The organism is Rothia sp. BD8 (genome assembly GCF_044878465.1).
GTDB classification, from domain to species: domain Bacteria; phylum Actinomycetota; class Actinomycetes; order Actinomycetales; family Micrococcaceae; genus Rothia; species Rothia kristinae.
In genome coordinates this window covers 1-19,804 of the sequence record NZ_JANJES010000009.1, presented here as the reverse complement: position 1 = coordinate 19,804, position 19,804 = coordinate 1, and the positions used below count along the sequence as shown (strand labels likewise).

Here is a 19,804-nt window from a genome sequence, read left to right as displayed (position 1 = left end):
CCTCAGCGCATCATCTTCCGATCCGGGCGGGCCCGCATCGGGTCCACGCCCTTGGGCACCGGCAGGGACCGGTTCAGGGAGGACAGGCGCTTGGAGACCTCGTGGACCTCCTGCTGGGTGAGTTTCTTGGGCAGGGCGCGCACCGTCTTGCTCACCCGCTTCAGGGGCACCTGCCCCTCGCCGTCGCCGGTGTTGACCACGTGCACGGGGACGTTGGGGGCCAGCCGGTGCAGCCTCTTGCGCTCCTGGCCCACCAGGGAGCGCACCCGCTGGGCCGGGCCCTCGGTGACCAGCACGACGCCGGGCCGGCCCAGGGCCCGGAACACCAGGTCCTGGGTGCGCGGGTTGAAGGCCACCGGCTGCTCCTCGATGATCCAGCCGCGCCCCAGATCCTGCAACGTGGCGCCGGCCGCGCCGGGCTGGCCCTCGACCTGGGCGTAGGCGGCGCGCCGGGCCCGCCGGGAGAGGATGATGACGGCGACCAGCACCGCGACGGGGATGCCGATGATCAGCCAGGTGATCCAGTTGTGCAGCAGGACGCCGATGAGCAGGAACACCAGGAGGGTCGCCAGGGCGGACAGCAGCAGGATCCAGGTGATGTTGGGATCCGACTTCTTGGTCATCCCGTAGACCTGCTTCATCTGGGAGAACCAGCCGGGCCCCTTGTTCTGCTTCCGCTGCCGCTTCTGCTCACGCCGCTCCTCGCGGGTGGGCGCGGGCTTCCTGTTCGACGACGTCGACGCCAAGTCCATACCTCGCTAGCACTGCTGATGATGGGTGTCCGCCTCCGCCCCGGCGGCCGCAGCGCGATCCCGGGAGCGGAAGGGAACGGAGAAAGACGGGGTCCAGTCTACGCGAGGCTCTTCAGCAGGGAGGACGCCTCCTGCCGGGCGCTGCCTTCGTCGGCGATGTGGGCCAGGTGCTCCGGGATCTCCCGCCCCATCTTGCGCATGGCCCGCGCCCACAGGCGCCCGGCCCGGTAGGAGGAGCGCACCATGGGTCCGGCCATGACCCCCAGGAAGCCGATCTCCTCGGCCGCCTCGGACAGCTGCACGAACTCCTCGGGCTTGACCCACCGGTCGATCGGGTGGAACAGCGGAGACGGACGCAGGTACTGGGTGAGGGTGATGATGTCGCAGCCGGCGTCGTGCAGGTCGCACAGCGCCTCGTAGATCTCCTCGTTGGTCTCGCCCATCCCGAGGATCAGGTTGGACTTGGTGACCAGCCCGCGCTCCTTGCCGTAGGAGATCACATCCAGGGATCCCTCGTAGGAGAAGGCGGGGCGGATCTTCTTGAAGATCCTCGGGACGGTCTCGACGTTGTGCGCGAAGACCTCCGGGTCGGCGTCGGCCACCAGCTTCAGCCGCTCGCGCTTGTCCTGGAAGTCGGGGATGAGGATCTCCACGCCGGTGTTCGGGTTCTGCTCGTGCACGGCCTCGATGACCCGCCCATAGTGCGCGGCCGAGCCGTCGTCAAGATCGTCTCGGGCCACCCCCGTGATCGTGGCGTAGCGCAGATCCATCTGCCGGATGGAGCGGGCCACCTTCATCGGCTCCAGCGGGTCCAGGGCGGAGGGCCGCCCGGTCATGATGTCGCAGAAGTCGCAGCGTCGGGTGCAGGTGTCCCCGGCGATCAGGAACGTGGCCTCCCGGTCCTCCCAGCACTCGTAGATGTTGGGGCAGCCGGCCTCCTCGCACACGGTGTGCAGGCCCTGGCTGTGGGTCAGCTGCTTCAGCTCCTGGTACTCCGGGCCCATCACGGCCCGGTTCTTCATCCAGCTGGGCTTCTTCTCGATGGGCGTCTCGGCGTTCTTGCGCTCGACGCGGCGCAGCCTGCGGTCCTTGTCCGCGGCGCGTCCGGAGCGGGCCTGCACGCTCAGCAGCCGACGGCCTTCGGGGGCGATGGTCATGGGTGCTCCTCCTGCGGGGGCGGGTGGGCCGCACGGGCCCGACGACGATGGTGGGGCCTCAGGCGGCCGTGGCGGGGCGGGCGGGTTCGAAGGATGCTGCCAGCAGGTCGGCCCGGCGACGCAATGCGTCCTCCACCGTGTCAACGATGTCCTCGGGGATGATATTCCGCCCGGTGACCCGGCTGATGGTGGTGACCCCTGCGTCGCTGATCCCGCACGGGACGAAGGTGTCGAAGGCATCGAGGCTGTTGCTGCAGTTGATCGCGAAGCCGTGCATCGCGGTGCCGCGGGCCACGCGCAGCCCGATCGCGGCGATCTTCCGGTCCGGGGCGGTGCCCTCGCCGCGGATCCACACCCCGGAGCGGCCCTCCACCTGCTCGCCGTGCACGCCCAGGGAAGCCAGGACCTCGATGATGGCCTCCTCCAGGATCCGGACGTAGCGCACCACGTCCAGCGGCTCCGGCAGCTTCACGATGGGGTAGCCGATGAGCATGCCGGGTCCGTGCCAGGTGATCTTGCCGCCGCGGTCGATGGGCACCACCTCGGTGCCGTCGCGCGGATACTCCTCGGGCAGGGCGCGCTTGCCCGCGGTGTAGACCGGGGGGTGCTCCAGCAGCAGCACGGTGTTCTGGCGGTGCCCGGAGGCGACCTCCTCGTGCAGCCGCTCCTGCAGGGCCAGTGCCTGTCGGTAGTCCACGAGGTCCGGGGCGAAGCCGACCCGCCGCATCTCAAGTGCCATGCCGTCCAGCGTACTCCCGGCCCGCACGCGCCCCAACCGGAGTCGAGTCCGGGACCCTGCGATCGGGGGCAGCCTGTGGACAACGCCGTCGTCGGCGGCTTGCGGCCGGTAGAACTGGGCCCATGAGACCCCAGGACTCCGACGCCACCCCCTCCGCCCGACGACTGCGCGCGCTGCTCGACCCCTCCGCCGGCCCCGGCCACCCGGAACCGCCGCCACCGACCCCGCAGGCCCCGGCGGTCCCGCAGGCCTCATCCGCAGCGGCGTCACCCGCACGGGAGTCATCCGGGCCGCGCGGGCCCGTGCTGCCCGAGGTCCAGGCGCCGGGTGCCCCGCCTCCGGAGGACGATCCCGAGCCGGGGGAGTCCGCGGGAAGGGTCGGCGACTACGAGCTGGTCACCCGGCTGCGTCGGGAGGAATCCTCCGTGCTCTGGTACGCCCGGTGCACGGCGGAAGGGGACGACCCCGCCGCACCGGATCCGCGCACCCGCATCGGGGAAGCCGCCGCCGCGCGCGGGCCCGTGCGCGCCCTGGAGCGCGGGTACCTCGACGCCGCCCGACGCCGCCTGGCCCGCGAGCGCATGGTGCGGGTGTACCTCCCTCCGGAGGGCGCAGCGGCCCAGGAGCAGCTGATCCGCAGCGCGACGCGGTGGGCCGAGCAGGTCAGCGCCCGGGCCCCGGGCCTGCGCCACCCGCACCTGCTGCACGTGTACGGCGCCGATGCCGCAGACCCCCTGTCCCCGCTGCTGATCAGCGAGTTCCCGGAGGGAGGCGGGCTCGCGGAGGTCCTCGCGGCCAGGGAGCGGATCAGCCCCGCCGAGTGCGCCGGCGTCGTGGCCCACCTGTGCCGGGCGCTGTCCTGGCTGCACGCCCAGGACCTCGTGCACGGCAGCCTGGACGCGGGGGCGGTGTTCTTCACCCGCAGCTCCCAGACGCTCCTGCGCCCGCCCCTGCCCGATCCGTGGCGGGAGGCCGAGGAAGGTCTCGAGCCTGCGGAGGACGTGTGGGCCCTCGCCGAGCTGGCGTGGCTGATGCTCACCGGCCGGCCGCCGGGGCCCGAGGCCCAGCGGGCGCCGCTGCCCCTGATGTGCCCCGGGATCGGCTCCCAGGTGGTGGCGGTCCTGGAGGAGGCCCTGGACCCGGATCCGCAGCGGCGCCCGCGCGTGCAGGAGATCATGCAGGTCTTCCGCGGCGCCCTGCAGGCCGAGCCCGTGGATCTGCACGCCTCCGTGCGGGAGGAGTTCGCCGGGCGCCTGCCCCGCCAGCGGGAGGGGCATCCCGGCGGGGCCGGGCCTCGCCGGGCAGGCCCGGGATCGGGCGAGCAGGTCGAGGAGGCGGAGCAGTCCCGGGACCGGCTGGTCTACGACGTCGAGGATCCGGGCACGCGCAAGCTGCGCCGCACCGGGCGATCACGACGTCGCTCGGCCGCGGCGCTGCGCCTGTCGGCCCCGGCCCGGCGTCGGCGCGCCCTGGTGCTCGGCGCCGCGGGGCTGCTGGGTCTGTCCGCGCTCGCCGTCGGAGGCGGCCTGCTGCTGCGCGACGGGCAGGAGCAGGTGCAGCCGCTAGCCCAGGCGAGCGCGGAGACCGCCGATCCCGCGTCGACGGGCGGGGGCTCGGAGGGCGGCTCGGGCGCCTCGGAACACGCGGTGTCCTCCGCCGAGCCGCGGCGATCGGCGGAGGGGGAGTCGCCCGCGGCCGCCGAGGATCCCGCGGCGGCCCTGGGCGGGCTGCTCGCGGCCCGTGACGAAGCGCTGCGCTCCCGGGACGCCGCGCTGCTGGCGCGTTACGCGGTGCCCGACCAGGAGCTGGCCACCCAGGATGCGCAGCTGATCCGGCGGCTGCAGGAGACGGACACGGACTGGTCCGGTCTGCGCTCCACGGTCCAGGACCCCGAGCCGATCTCCCGCAGCGGATCCGAGGCGATCGTGCGCACGACGCTGCGGGTGCAGGGGTATCGGACCCAGGAACCCGCCCAGGCCGGGGAGGGGCGGGCGCGCGGAGACAAAGACGGCGCCGAACCCGATGAGCAGCGGATCGAGGTCCGGCTGCGCGCCGAGTCCGGCGCCTGGCGGATCGAGAGCGTGCGGGTCCTGTGACCGGCCCGCCGGATCCCGGGGGGCGTCAGTGCAGCAGCGTGGCCACGGCGATGTTGATCAGCGCGAGGCCGCCGACGGCGTGGGCCAGGCCGGTGGACACGGTCTCGCCCCGCTTGTCCTTGCGCTGGCCGATGTAGGCCAGGACGGTGATGACCAGGCCGAGGATCAGCTTGATGCCGATCCAGGTATAGGAGTGGGAGCTGCCGCCGTGGGCCTCGCTGATGCCCACCATCGCCAGTCCCGTGATCAGCTGCAGCAGGGCGGCGTGGAACTGGCCGGGCAGGACCCGCGGGGTCCGCAGGTGGGCGACCCACAGGCCGAAGACCAGGGCCGCGCCGACGATGTGCAGGAAGAGCAGGAGGGACATGAGCACAGACATGCCTCCAGCATAGGCAGGCTCGGACGATCTTGGCGACATGGTGTCACCATGATGTCGTGCGGTTCACGCCCCCAGCTCCCCGGGTCCCGGACCAGTGGAGACGAAGGACGCCGGGCCGGCGACGACGCCGGGTGCCGGTGGAGACGGCGACGGTCCGCCGACCCCGCCGTGGGCGGGAGTCAGCGGGCCGTGGAGTCCGGGATCCGGGAGCCTCAGAGGCCGAGCTCGGCCTCGAACTGCCCCTCCTCGAGGCGCTTCTTCACGGTCGCCAGGAAGCGTCCGGCGTCCGCGCCGTCGACCAGCCGGTGATCGTAGGTCAGCGACAGGTAGCACATGTGGCGGATCGCGATCGAGTCGTTGCCGTCGGCGTCCGTGACGACCATGGGCCGCTTCACGATGGTGCCGGTGCCCAGGATGCCCACCTGCGGCTGGTTGATGATCGGGGTGTCGAACAGGGCCCCGAAGGAGCCGATGTTCGTGATCGTGAACGTGCCGCCGGAGAGCTCATCCGGGCCGATCGAGCCGTCCTTGGTGCGCGCCCCGACGTCGGCGATCTTCTTGGCCAGACCGGCCAGGTTCAGGTCGCCCGCGTTCGGGACCACCGGGACCAGCAGACCCCGCGGGGTGTCCACGGCGAAGGCGAGGTCCTCGGAGGCGTTGTAGGTGATCTCCTTCTTCTCCTCGTCGAAGGAGCCGTTGAGCACCGGGTGCTGCTGCAGCGCCTCGGTCACGGCCTTCGCGAAGAAGGGCAGGAAGGTCAGCTTGGCGCCCTCGCGGGCCTGGAAGTCCGCCTTGGCGCGGTTGCGCAGCATCGCCACCCGGGTCATATCCACCTCGGTGACCTGGGTCAGCTGCGCGGAGACCTCCAGGGACTCCTTCATCCGCTTGGCGATGACCTGGCGGATGCGCGGGGCCTTCTCCGTGGTGCCGCGCTTGGCCGACGGCTTCGGGGCCTGGGCCGGCTTCTCGGCGCGCGGGGCGGCCTGAGCCGGTGCGGAGGCGGGAGCGCTCTGCTCGGCGGAGGCGGAGCCCTGGCTCTTCTTCGCCTCGACCGCGGCCTGCACGTCCTGCTTGCGGATGCGACCGCCGACGCCGGTGCCCTCGATGGTGGACAGGTCGATGCCCTCCTGCTTGGCCAGCTTGCGCACCAGCGGAGTGACGTACGGGGTCCCGGAGGACTGTCCGGCGGCGGGGGTGGCAGCGGCCGGCTCCGGGGCCTTGCTCTGCTGCTTCGCGGAGCGCTGCTCGGCCCGGGCCGCGGAGGACTCCTGCTTCGGCTGCTCGGCCTCCTTCTTCTCCTCCTTCTGCTCGGCCGGGGCCTGCTGCTCGGGGGCGGGCTCCGGCTCGGCGGACCCCGCGGAGGCACCCTGCTCGCCGACCAGGGCGAGGACCTGGCCGACCTCGGCCTCCTCGTCCTCCTGGACCTTGATCTCCAGCAGCGTGCCGGCCACCGGGGAGGGGATCTCGGTGTCGACCTTGTCGGTGGAGACCTCCACCAGCGGCTCGTCCACCTCGACCGTCTCGCCGATCTCCTTGAGCCAGCGGGTCACGGTCCCCTCGGTCACGGACTCGCCCAGAGCCGGGAGGGTGACCTCCTGGGCCTCACCGGAGCCGCTGGAAGCGGAGGAGGACTCCTCGTCCTTCTGCTCCTTCTCCTCGGCCGGGGTCTCGGGTTCGGATTCGGTCTCCTGCTGCGCGGAGTCATCAGACTCCTCGGCCGCGGCGGAGTCCTCGGCGGCGTCATCGTCGGAGGAGGAGGCGCCGGAGCCGTCGCCGATCTTCACCAGCGGGGCGCCGACCTCCACCTCCTCGTCCTCCTCCACGAGGATCTCCTCGATGACCCCGGCCACGGGGGAGGGGATCTCGGTGTCGACCTTGTCGGTGGAGACCTCCACCAGCGGCTCGTCGACCTCCACGGAGTCGCCGACGGCCTTGAGCCAGCGGGTCACGGTTCCCTCGGTCACGGATTCGCCGAGTGCGGGCAGTTCTACGGTTTCGGACATCGTCTTCCCGTTTCTCCTAGTGATTTGTGCCTGTGCGCGGGGTGGTGCGGTGGCTCAGCCGTGCAGCGGGTGCCCGGCCAGCATCATGGCCGCCTCGCCGAGGGACTCGTTCTGCGTCGGGTGGGCGTGGATGAGCTTGGCGACGTCTTCGGGGTAGGCCTCCCAGTTCACGATCAGCTGGGCCTCGCCGATCTGCTCGCCCATGCGCCGGCCCACGGCGTGCACGCCGATGATCGGGCCGTCCTTCTCCCGCACGAGCTTGACGATGCCGCCGGTCCCGAGGATCGAGGACTTGCCGTTGCCGGCGAGGTTGTACTCGGAGACCTCGATGTTCTCCTTGCCGAACTTCTCCTCGGCCTTGGGCTGGGTGTAGCCCACCGAGGCGATCTCCGGATCGCAGAAGGTGACCTTGGGGATGTCGATGTCCGCGACGACCACCGGGTTCAGCCCGGCGATCTCCTCGGCCAGGAAGATGCCCTGCTGGAAGCCGCGGTGGGCCAGCTGCAGACCCGGGACGATGTCCCCGGCGGCGTAGATGTTCCCCACGCCGGTGTGCAGGCGCTCGTCGGTGATGACGAAGCCGCGGTCCATCGTGATCCCGGCTTCCTCGTAGCCCATGTCCTTGGTGTTCGGACCGCGGCCCACGGCCACCAGCACGATGTCGGCGTCGAACTCCTTGCCGTCGGCCAGGGTCACCTTGGCGCCGTCGTCGTCCTGCTCGACCTTCTCGAAGAAGGTGCCGAGGTTGGACTTGATGCCGCGCTTCTTGAAGGAGCGCTCCACGACCTTGATGATCGCCGGATCCTCGTTGGGCACCAGGTGCGGCAGGCCCTCGATGATCGTGACGTCCACGCCCATCGAGTTCCACATGGAGGCGAACTCGGAGCCGATCACGCCGCCGCCGAGCACGATCGCGGACTTCGGCAGGTAGTCCAGCTCGAGGGCCTCGGTGGAGGTCATGATCCGACCTCCGATCTCCAGCCCCATGGTCTTGGACACCGAGCCGGAGGCCAGGATGATGTGCTCGCCGGTGTACTCGGTGCCGTCCACCTCGATGGTGCGCTCCCCGGTCAGGCGGCCCCAGCCGTTGATGACGGTGACCCCGCGCATCTTCAGCAGGCCCTGCAGGCCCTTGAACTTGCCGGCGATGATCTTGTCCTTGTAGTCCCGCACGGCGGCCATGTCGATGCCCTCGTAGGAGAGCTTGACGCCGTACTTCTCGGACTCGCGGGCCTCCTCGGCGACCTCCGCGGAGTGCAGGTACGCCTTGGTGGGGATGCAGCCCCAGTGCAGGCAGGTGCCGCCGACCTTGGAGCCCTCGATCAGACCGACGCTGAAGCCGAGCTGGACGGCGCGCAGGGCGGCGGCGTAGCCCGCGCTGCCTCCGCCGAGGATGAGAATGTCGAAAGCTTTGGGCGAATCGGCCACGTGGACGCTCCTCGAGTGTGGATCGGACCTCCATCGGTCCGCGACGTGTGGGTCAGTCACCACCTACCCTATAGTGCCGTCCGGCACCGCTCCACCTGCCGCGCCGCGTCCCGACGAAGCCCGACCCCCGACGGAGTCCGATCCCGGCGGCCCCCGAAACCGGAGGCGCCGCGGGACCGGTCGAGACCGACCCCGCGGCGCCACCGAGGAGGAGAGGGGCTCAGGCCCCCGCGATGCGCTCGGCCAGGGTGACCAGGGTGCGCACGGCCACCCCGGTGCCCTGCTTCGGGGTGAACCCGTACTCCGAGCCCTCGTTGAAGGACGGCCCGGCGATGTCCAGGTGGGCCCACGGGATCTGCTGCCCGTCGACCTCCCCGACGAAGCGCTGCAGGAACAGCCCGGCCGTGAGCATCCCGCCGGCCCGGCCCGCGCCGATGTTCTTCAGATCCGCCACGGGCGACTTCAGCCCGGCGCGCAGCTCCTCCGGCAGGGGCATCGGCCAAAACGGCTCGCCCGCCTCCGCACCGGCCTCGGCGACGGACTCGCGCAGGGACTCCTCGCCCATCACCGCCGCGTACCGCTCGCCCAGGGCCACCACCTGCGCCCCGGTCAGGGTGGCGACGTCGAGCAGGTAGTCCGGGGACTGCTCGGAGGCGTAGGCCAGCCCGTCGGCCATCACCAGGCGACCCTCGGCGTCGGTGTTGAGGACCTCCACCGTGGTGCCCCCGCGCATGACCAGCACGTCCTCCGGGCGGGTCGCCCCGCCGCCGGGCAGGTTCTCGGCCAGGCACAGGTACCCCGTGACCCGCAGGGGAAGGCGCAGCTCCGCCGCGGCGGCCACCGTGTTCAGCACGGCCGCGGCCCCGGCCATGTCCGACTTCATGGTCATCATGCCGGTGCCCGGCTTCAGGGACAGTCCGCCGGAATCGAAGGTGATGCCCTTGCCGACCAGGGCCATGTGCTGCCCGGCGTCCTCGGGACGGTAGTCCACGACCACCAGGCGCGGCGGGCGGTGGGAGCCGCGGCCCACGCCGAGGATCCCTCCGAAGCCGCCCTCGGCCAGGGCTTCCTCGTCCAGGACCTCGACCTCGACGTCGTCGATCCCGGCCACCCGCTCCAGGACCCGGCCGGCGAAGGAATCGGGATACAGGTGGTTCGGGGCCTCGTTGACCAGGCGGCGGGTCGAATCCACGGCCTCGCCCAGGATCAGCGCCCGGGTCAGGACCGGCTCGGCCTCCTCGGCCTCCACCTCCGTGAGGATCACGACCTCGCCCACCGGGGTGCGCTGCCGATCCTCCTCGGAGGTCCGGTGCATCGGGTCCACGAAGGCCCCGAAGGCCGCCCCCTCGGCCAGGGCCCCGGCCTCCGCGACGTCGCCCGCCGGCAGGTCCAGGGCCGCGCTGTCCATGCCGTGCAGCTGTCGGATCGCGGAGCCGGCCGCGTAGCGCAGGGCATCCAGGCGCGCCCGGCCCTCCTCGGGCAGCTCGCCCATGCCGACCAGCACCAGCACGTCGGCCCCGGTGGACTCGGCCCCCGGCAGGCGGCGGACCTCATCGCGGGCCCCGGTGATGCCGAGGTCCGTCAGGACGGCCTGCAGACCCTCCGCCGTCTCCTCCGGCAGGTGGTGCGGGGCCAGCCGGGCCCCCTGCCCCGAGGGCAGGACGCCGACGACGAGCGCCCGGACCTCGAGACCGTCGTCGGGGGCCGTGACGGACAGGGCCAGATCGTGGGATTCGGTCATGGAAGCTCTCCTTGCTCGGAAAACGGGGATGCAGTCAGCGCCGCCGCAAGCCGGTGCACTGCGCCGCGGCTCACCCGGAGGCGGGAAATACCGCGGGCGCCGGTACCGTTGCTACAGACACGGGACGTCGAGCCATCCGGCGGCGCCCCGCGGCGCGCACACCACCACCTTAGGCCCTCACCGGGCCGCAGGTGTCGGGCGGATCACCCCGAAAGGCCCTCTTCCGGTGGGCCGGAACGTGTTCCCCGCCCGGACGCGCCGGGATCTGGATCAGGCCGTGTCGCCGCTCATCGGGCCCTCTCACCCGTCGGGCCCGGGGGCACGTGAGGAAGGGGAATCGGCACCATGCACGAATCGCACAAGCTCTACCTGGGTCACGCGGGGCTGCTGGGCGATCCCCGGCTGAAGGGCCTGCCGCTGGTCGTGGCCATGACCGGCTACGCCGAGGCCGGGCAGGCTGCGCGCCAGGTGGGGGAGGAGATCCTGGAGACGCTGGATTCCCAGCAGGTCGCCGAATTCGACGTCGACCGGCTCTACGACTACCGCTCCCGGCGCCCCCGGGTGAAGTTCATCGAGGACCACTTCGAGGACTTGGACCTGCCGGAGCTGTCCCTGCGGGCCGTGACCGACGGGCTCGGACAGCCGTTCCTGCTGCTGTCCGGGCCCGAGCCGGACCTGCTGTGGCAGCGGTTCGCGCAGTCCGTCGTGGAACTGGCCGAGACCCTCGACGTCTCTCTGGTGGCCTCCGTGTCTTCGATGCCCATGCCCGTGCCGCACACCCGACCGCTGCCGGTGACCGCGCACGGCAACCGGGAGGACCTGATCGCCGGGATCTCCCTGTGGAAGCCGATCGCCGAGCTCGGCGGCTCCGCGGCTCAGATGCTGGAGGTCGTCCTCGGCGAGCGGGGCTTCGACACGATCGGGTACACGGTGAACGTCCCGCAGTACCTCGCCGACGCCGAGCTGCCCCAGGCCGCGCTGATCGCCCTGGAGCACCTGGGGGCCGCGACGCACCTGAACCTTCCCACGGACCGACTGCGGGAATCCGGGCGCGAGGTCGAGCAGCAGATCGACGACCAGGTCAGCGGCTCCCCGGAGGTCCAGGCCATCGTCACCCACCTGGAGCAGCGCTACGACGAGCACGTCGGAGGCTCCGCCCAGCGGTCCCTGCTGGCGCGGGACGAATCCGAGATCCCCGACGCCGACGAGCTGGGCGCGACCATCGAGGCCTTCCTGGCCGAACAGGACGAAGACTCCTCGGAGGACTGAGCCCGAGGCTCTGGTGGCGCCGCAGCGGGGACGGGAGTTTCCCCAGGCGCACGATCTCCGGCGGGATCCGCCCGCCCATCCACAGGGACGCCGGAATCGCGCGGCCTCGCTCGGGGACGGGGTCTGGGCCCTCGGGCACCCTGGGGCCATGACGACATCCCCAGCCTCCGACCTGCCCCTCGACGCCGACCCCGGCACCCCGATCACCCGGGCCCAGGACGTGATCGCCCTGCTGCCCCTGCACTCCGGCCGCTGGCCGCAGGAGTGCCTCGCCCTGATCTTCTTCACCGACCAGCGCCTGGGCCCGTGCCTGACCCTGCCCCTGCCGGATCCCGGCGAGGACATCGGCTCCTGGGCCGGGTGCCTGGAGCCCGTGCTGGAGCAGGTGCAGCGCAGCAGCGCCCCCGACGGGATGTTCACCGTGGCCTACACCCACCGCACGGCCCCGCTCGCGCCCGAGGCCCGGCGTCTCCTGGACACCGGGCGGCCTCCCGAGGCCGCCTCCTTCCTCGCCGAGACCGCGGTGCTGCTGGCCAGCATGCACGCGGCGGCCGCCGCGGGACTGCGCGGGGCCCGGCCCCGGGAGCTGCTGGTCATGGACCGGAGCGCAGGGCGCTGGGGGCGGCTGAGCGTGGGCAGCGCCGACGGGGAGTTCGCCCCGCTGCTGGCCCCGCCCGAGCACCGCGTGGGCGAGGCCTGCTGGCTGGTGGACGGCGGCGGGACCCTGGAGGACGTCCTCGCCTCCCCGGTGGCCGTCGCGGCGGCCGTCGGCGGTCATCCGCTGAGCGCCCGGTCCCCGGTCGGCGCGGTGCAGCCGCTGCCGGGCATTCCCGACCTGGAGGCCCTGTGCGGACGGGACCGGGCCCGGGCCTGGCGCGACTCCTTCCGCAGCCGCTGCGCCGAGATCTTCCTGCGCTTGGCTGCCGATCACGATCCCGACACCGGATGCTGGCCGCCGACCCCGCAGGGGCCCCGGCGGGCGCCGGCCCTCGAGGAGCAGCGGCGCCTCGGCGACGCGCTGGATCGCATGGCCCGGCTGTGTCGAGCCCACCGCGTGCGGGCCGAAGAGCAGGGCTGGTCCCCGGACGCCGCCAGCCCCGAGGCCGCAGTCCTGCGCGCGAGTCTGGCCGAGGCCACCGCGCCGGAGGATGCCGCGGCCCTGGGCGCTCGCCTGCCGGGCATCTGCGGGGTGCTCACGATGCTCGCCGCGGCCCAGCTGGGCCCCCGGCACGGCGAGGCCCTGCGGGGGTGGCTGGAGCGGCGCCTGGACACGCTCACCGAGGCCGCGGAGAACCAGCCCGTCTCCGACGCCGACCCGGAGCCCGCGGGTCCGCCGGAAGACGACCCCCTGACGGTCTCCGCCCTGGAGCTGATCTTCGGTCGGGGATCGACCGCACCCGATCCGGACCGGCGCTGCGCCCTGCGCTTCCTGCTGGGGCTGATCGCCGCCGACGGCGAGCAGCCCTGGGCCTCGGGGGCCGAGGTGGGGCTGTCCCTGCTGGCCTGGCAGGAGGGGTGCACCCGGGAGGCCTACCGTCGCCTGGAGGCGGCGCAGGACCCGATCCTGGGGCAGGCCGTGGTGCTGGTGAGCGGACTGCTGGATCGGGGATACCTGCCGGAGTGGCTGTTCCACCGGGACTGACCCCCCGGGCTGCTGCGGGGGGGGGGAGTCCATTACCCCGCGGGGTCGCGGCGTCAACAGATCCGTCGGAGAAATCTGCGCCGACGGGAATAAGCGGTGCGGCCCCGGGCGTTGTCACCACCGAACGGCCATGCGGGCCCGGCAGTGGGAATCGTCCTCACGGAGGACGCCGGACTTGACAGGGTCATAGGCGTTTCGGGCGCATCTGACGTCCGACCACCGGGAAGAAAGGCTCTTGAGTGTCTCCTGCTGCCCAGAAGACGACCGCCGAGCGGACCGACTCCGCCGCGGCCACCACGACCACGACGTCCGCCGGCACCACCACGGCCCGGCGTTCGAGCGCGCGCTCCGCGTCCGCGGCGAAGGCCGGCGGAACCAAGACCGCGGCCGCCAAGAGCGGCGCCCAGTCCACCGCCACCAAGCCCGCCGGCAAGACCACCGCGCGCAAGAGCGGGACGAAGACCGCCGGGACCGCTGCGGCAAAGACCGCGGCCGCCAAGACCGCTGAGTCCGGGACCGACGCCGGTCAGACCGCCGCCAAGGCCGGTGCGGGCAAGACCGGCGGGACGAAGACCGGTGCCGCCAAGACCTCCGCGGGCAAGACCACGCGGGCCAAGTCCGCCGCGAAGTCGGGCACCACGGCGAAGTCCGGGACCCGCACCGCCACCGCGAAGAAGACCTCCACCCGCTCGCGCTCGGCCGCTAAGGCCGCCCCGAAGAAGGGTGCGCGCAAGACCAAGGCCGATGAGATCGAGGAGCTGGCCAACAGCGCCGACGTCGAGGACCAGGCCGAGGAGACCGAGGAGGAGGTCGTCGAGGACGAGGACAAGAAGGAGAAGAAGACCGTGGCCGCGCGCGGCAACGGCTTCGTGATCTCCACCTCCGATGACGACGACGAGCCGGCCCTGCGCGTGCAGGCCCCCGGTGCCACCGCGGACCCGGTCAAGGACTACCTCAAGCAGATCGGCAAGGTCTCCCTGCTGAACGCCGAGCAGGAGGTGGACCTGGCGATGCGCATCGAGGCCGGGCTGTACGCCGAGCACAAGATGAAGACCGAGGGGGACACCCTGGACCCGCAGCTGCGCAAGGAGCTGCGCTGGGTCATCCACGACGGCAAGCGGGCCAAGAACCACCTGCTGGAGGCCAACCTGCGCCTGGTGGTCTCCCTGGCCAAGCGCTACACCGGGCGCGGCATGCTCTTCCTGGACCTGATCCAGGAGGGCAACCTGGGCCTGATCCGCGCGGTGGAGAAGTTCGACTACTCCAAGGGCTTCAAATTCTCCACCTACGCCACCTGGTGGATCCGGCAGGCGATCACCCGGGCGATGGCCGACCAGGCCCGCACCATCCGCATCCCCGTGCACATGGTCGAGGTCATCAACAAGCTGGCCCGCGTGCAGCGGCAGATGCTGCAGGACCTCGGCCGCGAGCCCACCCCGGAGGAGCTGGCCAAGGAGCTGGACATGACCCCGGAGAAGGTCGTGGAGGTCCAGAAGTACGGCCGCGAGCCGATCTCCCTGCACACCCCGCTGGGCGAGGACGGGGACTCCGAGTTCGGCGACCTCATCGAGGACTCCGAGGCCGTGGTCCCCGCCGACGCCGTGTCCTTCACCCTGCTGCAGGAGCAGCTGCACTCCGTGCTGGACACCCTCTCCGAGCGGGAGGCCGGCGTGGTGGCCATGCGCTTCGGCATGACCGATGGTCAGCCGAAGACCCTCGATGAGATCGGCAAGGTCTACGGCGTGACCCGCGAGCGGATCCGCCAGATCGAGTCCAAGACCATGTCCAAGCTGCGCCACCCCTCCCGCTCCCAGGTGCTGCGGGACTACCTGGACTGAGCCGGACCCGGGTCGGGGAGGCCGCTGGTGCGGCTCACCGGCCCGCCGGGATCCTCTCGGACCCGCCTCAGAGCGCGAAGAACCCCGCACCGCCGTGTCGGCGATGCGGGGTTCTTCGCGTGGCTGCCCGAGGAGATCTCAGACCGCGGCGGGCGTGGTGAGCCGATCCCGCTCGTCCTGCCAGATGCTGGCCATCGGGCGCAGCTTGGCCTCGTTGGCGCTGGCGTGGTGGGCGCAGAACAGCAGCTCCCCGCCCGATTCCAGCACGACGCGCACGTAGGCCTGGGCTCCGCAGGAGTCGCAGCGGTCGGTCGCGTCGAGCTGGCGTGCTTCCAGAGTTGCCGTCATGATGGTCCTCCTGACGAGTCGTTCCCGCCCCTGCACCCGCACGCGGCGGGGGATCGGGGCGGCGCTGATGTCCATCCATGCAAACACGGAGCACCCCCGATGTCATCCCGGCCCCGTCCAGTTCGCTGTGGGCATGGGTGCTGCCCGCGCCCGTCGTAGACTGGGGCACTGTCCCGACCCCGCCCGCACCCGCCCGTCCCCGTGAGGAGCACCGTTTCCGTGAGTCCCCAGCAGTCCGAGTACACGGCACGTCAGCTCTCCGTCCTGGAGGGCCTGGAGGCGGTGCGCAAGCGCCCCGGCATGTACATCGGCTCCACCGACTCCCGCGGGCTGATGCACTGCCTGTGGGAGATCATCGACAACTCCGTGGACGAGGCCCTGGCCGGGTACGGCCAGGCCATCGGCATCGTGCTCAACCGGGACGGCTCCGTGGAGGTGCGCGACGACGGGCGCGGCATCCCCACCGACATCGAACCGCGCACCGGACTCACCGGCGTCGAGGTGGTCTTCACCAAGCTGCACGCCGGCGGCAAGTTCGGCGGCGGCACCTACAACGCCGTCGGCGGCCTGCACGGGGTCGGCGCCTCCGTGGTCAACGCCCTGTCCTCCCGCCTGGACGTGCAGGTGGACCGGGGCGGGAAGACCCACCAGATGTCCTTCCGCCACGGCATCCCGGGGACCTTCGACGACACCGGAGCCCCCTCCCCGGACGCCCCCTTCACCCCGGTCGAGCCCGGGGAAGCCCTGCGGGTGGTCGGGAAGGCCCGCCGCGGGGCCACCGGCACCCGGGTGCGCTACTGGGCCGACCGGCAGATCTTCACCCCGGACGCCGCCTTCGGCTACGAGGACCTCGTGCAGCGGGCTCGCCAGACCAGCTTCCTGGTGCCCGGCCTGCGCCTGTCCATCACGGACGAGCGCAGGCTTCCCGGCACGGCCGGGGCCGAGGGCCCGCACGAGGAGGTCTTCCAGCACGACGGCGGCATCGCCGAATACGTGGAGTTCCTCGCCCCGGACGCGCCGGTGACCGACGTCTGGCGCTTCCAGGGCACCGGGGCCTTCACCGAGACCGTGCCCGTGCTCGGGCCCGACGGGCGCTCGCAGCTGCAGGAGGTGCAGCGCGAGTGCGAGGTGGACGTGGCGCTGCGCTGGGGCATCGGCTACGAGACCACCGTGCGCTCCTACGTCAACATCATCGCGACCCCCAAGGGCGGCACCCACCTGACCGGCTTCGAGCAGGGGCTGCTGAAGACCGTGCGCCAGCAGATCGCGGCCAACGCCCGCAAGCTCAAGGCCGGCACGGACAAAGTGGAGAAGGACGACGCCCTGGCCGGACTCACCGCCGTGCTCAACGTCCGCCTCGTGGAGCCGCAGTTCGAGGGCCAGACCAAGGAGATCCTGGGCACTCCCGCGGCCCGCCAGATCGTCTCCAAGGTGGTCTCCCAGCAGCTGGAGAAGACCCTGACCTCCTCGGCCCGAGCGCAGAAGCAGCAGGCCGGGCAGGTGCTGGAGAAGATCGTCGCGGAGATGAAATCCAGGATCTCCGCGCGGGTGCACAAGGAGACCCAGCGGCGCAAGAACGCCCTGGAGACCTCGCAGATGCCGGCCAAGCTGGTGGACTGCCGCACGGACGACGTCGCCCACTCCGAGCTGTTCATCGTGGAGGGCGACTCCGCGCTGGGCACGGCCCGCCTGGCCCGGGCCTCCCACTACCAGGCCCTGCTGCCCATCCGCGGGAAGATCCTCAACGTGCAGAAGGCCTCCCTGACGGACATGCTGGCCAACGCCGAGTGCGCGGCGCTGATCCAGGTGATCGGGGCCGGCTCGGGGCGCACCTTCGACCTCGACGCCGCCCGCTACGGCAAGGTCGTGATGATGACCGACGCCGATGTGGACGGCGCGCACATCCGCACCCTGCTGCTGACGCTGTTCTACCGCTACATGCGCCCGCTGGTGGAGGCCGGGCGGGTCTACGCCGCGGTGCCCCCGCTGCACCGGGTGGAGATCGTGCGCCGGGGCAGGGACAACGAGATGGTCTACACCTACTCGGAGAAGCAGCTGCACGAGGTGCTGGCCCGCCTGGAGGCCGAGGGGCAGCGGTACAAGGAGCCGATCCAGCGGTACAAGGGCCTGGGGGAGATGGACGCGGACCAGCTGGCCGAGACCACGATGGACCCGCGCCAGCGCCTGCTGCGCCGGGTGCGCATCGAGGACGCCCAGGCCGCCGAGCGGGCGTTCTCCCTGCTGATGGGCTCCGAGGTGGCCCCCCGGAAGGACTTCATCATCTCCCACGCGGACGAGCTGGACCTGGAGCAGATCGACGCCTGAGCCGGCGGGTCGTGCGGCTTGACGAAGGTCACGCCGTCACATACTGCGTTCGTGTGGGTTTATGTGGGTTCGTGAGTGTTCTGCTGGGTAGACTCGGGTCCGGAGGATCCCCGGCACGCGTGGACGATGGCGCTCACGGACGGGGCCTTCCGAGAACACGAAAGGCTCGCACCGGACATGTTCCTGCAGCACTACGACCCGCTGGGCTCCCTCTGGCTCTCCGCTCTCGTCGCGGCCCTGCCCATCCTCGTCTTCCTCCTCGGATTGACCCTGTTCAAACTCAAGGGCATCACCGCCGCGATCATCGCCCTGGCGCTCACCGCCGTGCTGGGCACCGCGGTCTTCGGGCTGCCCGTGCCCTCGGCCGCTTCGGCCGCCGTCTACGGTGTGCTCAACGGCCTGTGGCCCATCGGCTGGATCGTGCTGATGGCCGTCTGGCTGTACCGCATCGCGGTGCGCGCCGGGAAGTTCGAGACCATCCGGGCCTCGATCGCCGCGATCTCCACGGACCAGCGGGTGCAGGTCCTGCTCATCGCCTACTGCTTCGGCGGCTTCCTGGAGGGCGCGGCCGGCTTCGGCATCCCCATCGCGATCTGCGCGGCGCTGCTGGTGGCTCTCGGCTTCGAACCGCTGCGCGCGGCCATGCTGGCGCTCGTGGCCAATGCCGCGGCCGGCTCCTACGGGGCCATCGGCATCCCCGTGATCGTCGGGGCCCAGCAGGGCGGGGTGGGCCTGCACGAGCTGTCGGCCATGATGGTGCTGGTGACCATCCTGGTCACCGCCGCCGTGCCCTTCCTGCTGATGGCCATCATGGACGGCTGGCGCGGGCTGCGCGAGACCTTCCCCGTGGCCCTGGTCTCCGGGCTGGTCTTCGGCGGGCTGCAGGCCGCGGTCCTGCTGCTGCTCGGCCCGGAGCTGGCCGACATCGTCCCGCCGCTGGGCGCGATGGTGGCCCTGACCGTGACGATGCGCCGCTGGCAGCCGAAGCGGATCTACCGCGAACCCGGCGCCCCCGAACCTGCGGCTGCGGCCGGCGGGGATCGCCCCGCCGGCAGACAGGTGCTGGCCGCCTGGAGCCCCTTCTACATCCTCTCCGTGCTGATCCTGCTGTGGTCCCTGCCGGGCGTGAAGGCTCTCACCGCCCCGGGCGGGCCACTGTCCTTCACCTCGCTGTCCCTGCAGATGCCCGCCCTGCATCAGGCGGTGGCCCGCACCACCCCGATCGTGGAGCAGGACGCCCCGCTGACGGCGGTGTGGAACCTCAACCTGCTCTCCGCCAGCGGCACCGCGATCCTCGTCGCGGCGATCATCACCGTGCTGAGCACCCGCGCCATCGGCTGGCGCGAGGCCGGTCAGGAGCTGGCCGGGGCCTGGCGGCAGCTGTCCACCCCGATCCTCATGATCTGCCTCGTCATGGCGGTGGCGAACATCATGAGCTTCGCGGGCATGTCCTCGACCCTCGGCCTCGCTCTGGCCGCGGCCGGTTCCGTCTTCCCCCTGCTGTCCCCGATCATCGGGTGGATCGGCGTGTTCGTCACCGGCTCGGTGGTCAACAGCAACACCCTCTTCGCGGGCCTGCAGGCCGTGACCGCCGGGCAGATCGGGGTCAACCAGACCCTGCTGGTGGCCTCCAGCACCGCCGGCGGGCTGATGGCGAAGGTCGTCTCCCCGCAGTCCATCGCCATCGCCACCGCAGCGGTGGACCGCTCCGGGCAGGAGTCCCGCCTGATGCGCCTGGCCCTGCCCTACAGCCTCGGCCTGCTCGCCTACGCCTGCCTGTGGGTGCTGGCCCTGTCCCTGGTGCTCTAGTCCCCGGTGCTCCGGCCCGACGCCGTCGCCGGCCCATCCCTGCCGCCCCCGGGGGGGGCCGCCCGCCCCCCCCCGGGGGGGGGGGGGGGGGGGGGGGGGGGGGGGGGGGGCGGGGGGGGGGGGGGGGGGGCGGCCCGGCCCCCCCGCGGGGGGGGGGGGGGGGGGTGGGCCTGGGGGCCCCCCCGGGGGGGGGGGGGGGGCCCCCCGGGCCCCCCCCCCGTGGGGGGGCCCCCGGGGGGCGGGGGGGGGGGGGGCGGGTTCGAAGGATGCTGCCAGCA

The 19,804-nt window shown here is 72.1% G+C and carries 14 protein-coding genes; 6 read left to right on the top strand and 8 right to left on the bottom strand.

What is annotated here, in order from left to right:
• Positions 1-2: 2 nt before the first annotated feature.
• The 3 genes from NQ707_RS08240 to lipB all read right to left on the bottom strand — a co-directional run bounded on the left by NQ707_RS08240 (position 3) and on the right by lipB (position 2,648).
• Positions 3-752 (bottom strand): DUF4191 domain-containing protein, encoded by a 750-nt coding sequence (locus NQ707_RS08240; protein WP_064725823.1) that lies wholly within the window; start codon positions 750-752, stop codon positions 3-5.
• Positions 753-850: 98 nt separating this feature from the next.
• The gene (gene lipA, locus NQ707_RS08235; RefSeq protein WP_404435404.1) at positions 851-1,909 is read right to left on the bottom strand and encodes a lipoyl synthase; all 1,059 of its coding nucleotides are present in this window, start codon (positions 1,907-1,909) and stop codon (positions 851-853) included.
• 58 nt (positions 1,910-1,967) lie between these two features.
• Positions 1,968-2,648, bottom strand: a complete 681-nt coding sequence (gene lipB / locus NQ707_RS08230; RefSeq protein ID WP_404435402.1) for a lipoyl(octanoyl) transferase LipB — start codon at positions 2,646-2,648, stop codon at positions 1,968-1,970.
• A gap of 122 nt (positions 2,649-2,770) precedes the next feature.
• Here lipB and NQ707_RS08225 point away from each other — a divergent pair, with 122 nt between their 5' ends.
• Positions 2,771-4,744 carry a protein kinase gene (locus NQ707_RS08225; RefSeq protein ID WP_260008386.1) on the top strand — a complete coding sequence of 658 codons (1,974 nt, stop codon included), beginning with the start codon at positions 2,771-2,773 and terminating at the stop codon, positions 4,742-4,744.
• A 25-nt stretch (positions 4,745-4,769) separates the two neighbouring features.
• Here NQ707_RS08225 and NQ707_RS08220 read toward each other — a convergent pair whose 3' ends face one another.
• The 4 genes from NQ707_RS08220 to NQ707_RS08205 all read right to left on the bottom strand — a co-directional run bounded on the left by NQ707_RS08220 (position 4,770) and on the right by NQ707_RS08205 (position 10,295).
• Entirely contained in the window at positions 4,770-5,123 is a 354-nt protein-coding gene (locus tag NQ707_RS08220; RefSeq protein ID WP_058730683.1) for a hypothetical protein, read from the bottom strand.
• Between the two features lie 212 nt (positions 5,124-5,335).
• A complete protein-coding gene (gene sucB, locus NQ707_RS08215) occupies positions 5,336-7,126 on the bottom strand; it encodes a 2-oxoglutarate dehydrogenase, E2 component, dihydrolipoamide succinyltransferase (RefSeq protein ID WP_260008384.1) in 1,791 nt (596 codons plus the stop codon).
• Positions 7,127-7,180: 54 nt separating this feature from the next.
• A complete protein-coding gene (lpdA, locus tag NQ707_RS08210) occupies positions 7,181-8,554 on the bottom strand; it encodes a dihydrolipoyl dehydrogenase (RefSeq protein WP_224799445.1) in 1,374 nt (457 codons plus the stop codon).
• A gap of 220 nt (positions 8,555-8,774) precedes the next feature.
• Positions 8,775-10,295, bottom strand: coding sequence for a leucyl aminopeptidase (locus NQ707_RS08205; RefSeq protein WP_404435398.1), 1,521 nt, complete (start codon positions 10,293-10,295; stop codon positions 8,775-8,777).
• Between the two features lie 345 nt (positions 10,296-10,640).
• Here NQ707_RS08205 and NQ707_RS08200 point away from each other — a divergent pair, with 345 nt between their 5' ends.
• From NQ707_RS08200 to NQ707_RS08190, 3 genes are all read left to right on the top strand, one after another.
• Entirely contained in the window at positions 10,641-11,564 is a 924-nt protein-coding gene (locus tag NQ707_RS08200) for a proteasome assembly chaperone family protein (protein WP_129357591.1), read from the top strand.
• Positions 11,565-11,712: 148 nt separating this feature from the next.
• Positions 11,713-13,206, top strand: a complete 1,494-nt coding sequence (locus NQ707_RS08195; protein WP_404435396.1) for a hypothetical protein — start codon at positions 11,713-11,715, stop codon at positions 13,204-13,206.
• A gap of 239 nt (positions 13,207-13,445) precedes the next feature.
• Positions 13,446-15,044 (top strand): RNA polymerase sigma factor, encoded by a 1,599-nt coding sequence (locus NQ707_RS08190; RefSeq protein ID WP_058730677.1) that lies wholly within the window; start codon positions 13,446-13,448, stop codon positions 15,042-15,044.
• Between the two features lie 138 nt (positions 15,045-15,182).
• On the opposite strand, the gene NQ707_RS08185 is transcribed toward NQ707_RS08190, so the two are convergent.
• On the bottom strand, positions 15,183-15,392 hold the full coding sequence (locus NQ707_RS08185; RefSeq protein ID WP_404435395.1) for a hypothetical protein: 210 nt from the start codon (positions 15,390-15,392) through the stop codon (positions 15,183-15,185).
• A 219-nt stretch (positions 15,393-15,611) separates the two neighbouring features.
• Between NQ707_RS08185 and NQ707_RS08180 the strand changes: the two genes are divergently transcribed.
• Both NQ707_RS08180 and NQ707_RS08175 read left to right on the top strand, forming a co-directional pair.
• Positions 15,612-17,717, top strand: a complete 2,106-nt coding sequence (locus tag NQ707_RS08180) for a type IIA DNA topoisomerase subunit B (RefSeq protein ID WP_404435393.1) — start codon at positions 15,612-15,614, stop codon at positions 17,715-17,717.
• A gap of 177 nt (positions 17,718-17,894) precedes the next feature.
• Positions 17,895-19,526 (top strand): L-lactate permease, encoded by a 1,632-nt coding sequence (locus NQ707_RS08175; RefSeq protein ID WP_064725850.1) that lies wholly within the window; start codon positions 17,895-17,897, stop codon positions 19,524-19,526.
• The last annotated feature ends 278 nt before the right edge of the window (positions 19,527-19,804 follow it).

Excerpts from the sequence above, each read along its gene's own strand:
- NQ707_RS08240 (WP_064725823.1), bottom strand. The coding sequence starts at position 752 with ATGGACTTGGCGTCGACGTCGTCGAACAGGAAGCCCGCGCCCACCCGC.
- lipA (WP_404435404.1), bottom strand. The coding sequence starts at position 1,909 with ATGACCATCGCCCCCGAAGGCCGTCGGCTGCTGAGCGTGCAGGCCCGC.
- lipB (WP_404435402.1), bottom strand. The coding sequence starts at position 2,648 with ATGGCACTTGAGATGCGGCGGGTCGGCTTCGCCCCGGACCTCGTGGAC.
- NQ707_RS08225 (WP_260008386.1), top strand. The coding sequence starts at position 2,771 with ATGAGACCCCAGGACTCCGACGCCACCCCCTCCGCCCGACGACTGCGC.
- NQ707_RS08220 (WP_058730683.1), bottom strand. The coding sequence starts at position 5,123 with ATGTCTGTGCTCATGTCCCTCCTGCTCTTCCTGCACATCGTCGGCGCG.
- sucB (WP_260008384.1), bottom strand. The coding sequence starts at position 7,126 with ATGTCCGAAACCGTAGAACTGCCCGCACTCGGCGAATCCGTGACCGAG.
- NQ707_RS08205 (WP_404435398.1), bottom strand. The coding sequence starts at position 10,295 with ATGACCGAATCCCACGATCTGGCCCTGTCCGTCACGGCCCCCGACGAC.
- NQ707_RS08200 (WP_129357591.1), top strand. The coding sequence starts at position 10,641 with ATGCACGAATCGCACAAGCTCTACCTGGGTCACGCGGGGCTGCTGGGC.
- NQ707_RS08195 (WP_404435396.1), top strand. The coding sequence starts at position 11,713 with ATGACGACATCCCCAGCCTCCGACCTGCCCCTCGACGCCGACCCCGGC.
- NQ707_RS08185 (WP_404435395.1), bottom strand. The coding sequence starts at position 15,392 with ATGACGGCAACTCTGGAAGCACGCCAGCTCGACGCGACCGACCGCTGC.
- NQ707_RS08175 (WP_064725850.1), top strand. The coding sequence starts at position 17,895 with ATGTTCCTGCAGCACTACGACCCGCTGGGCTCCCTCTGGCTCTCCGCT.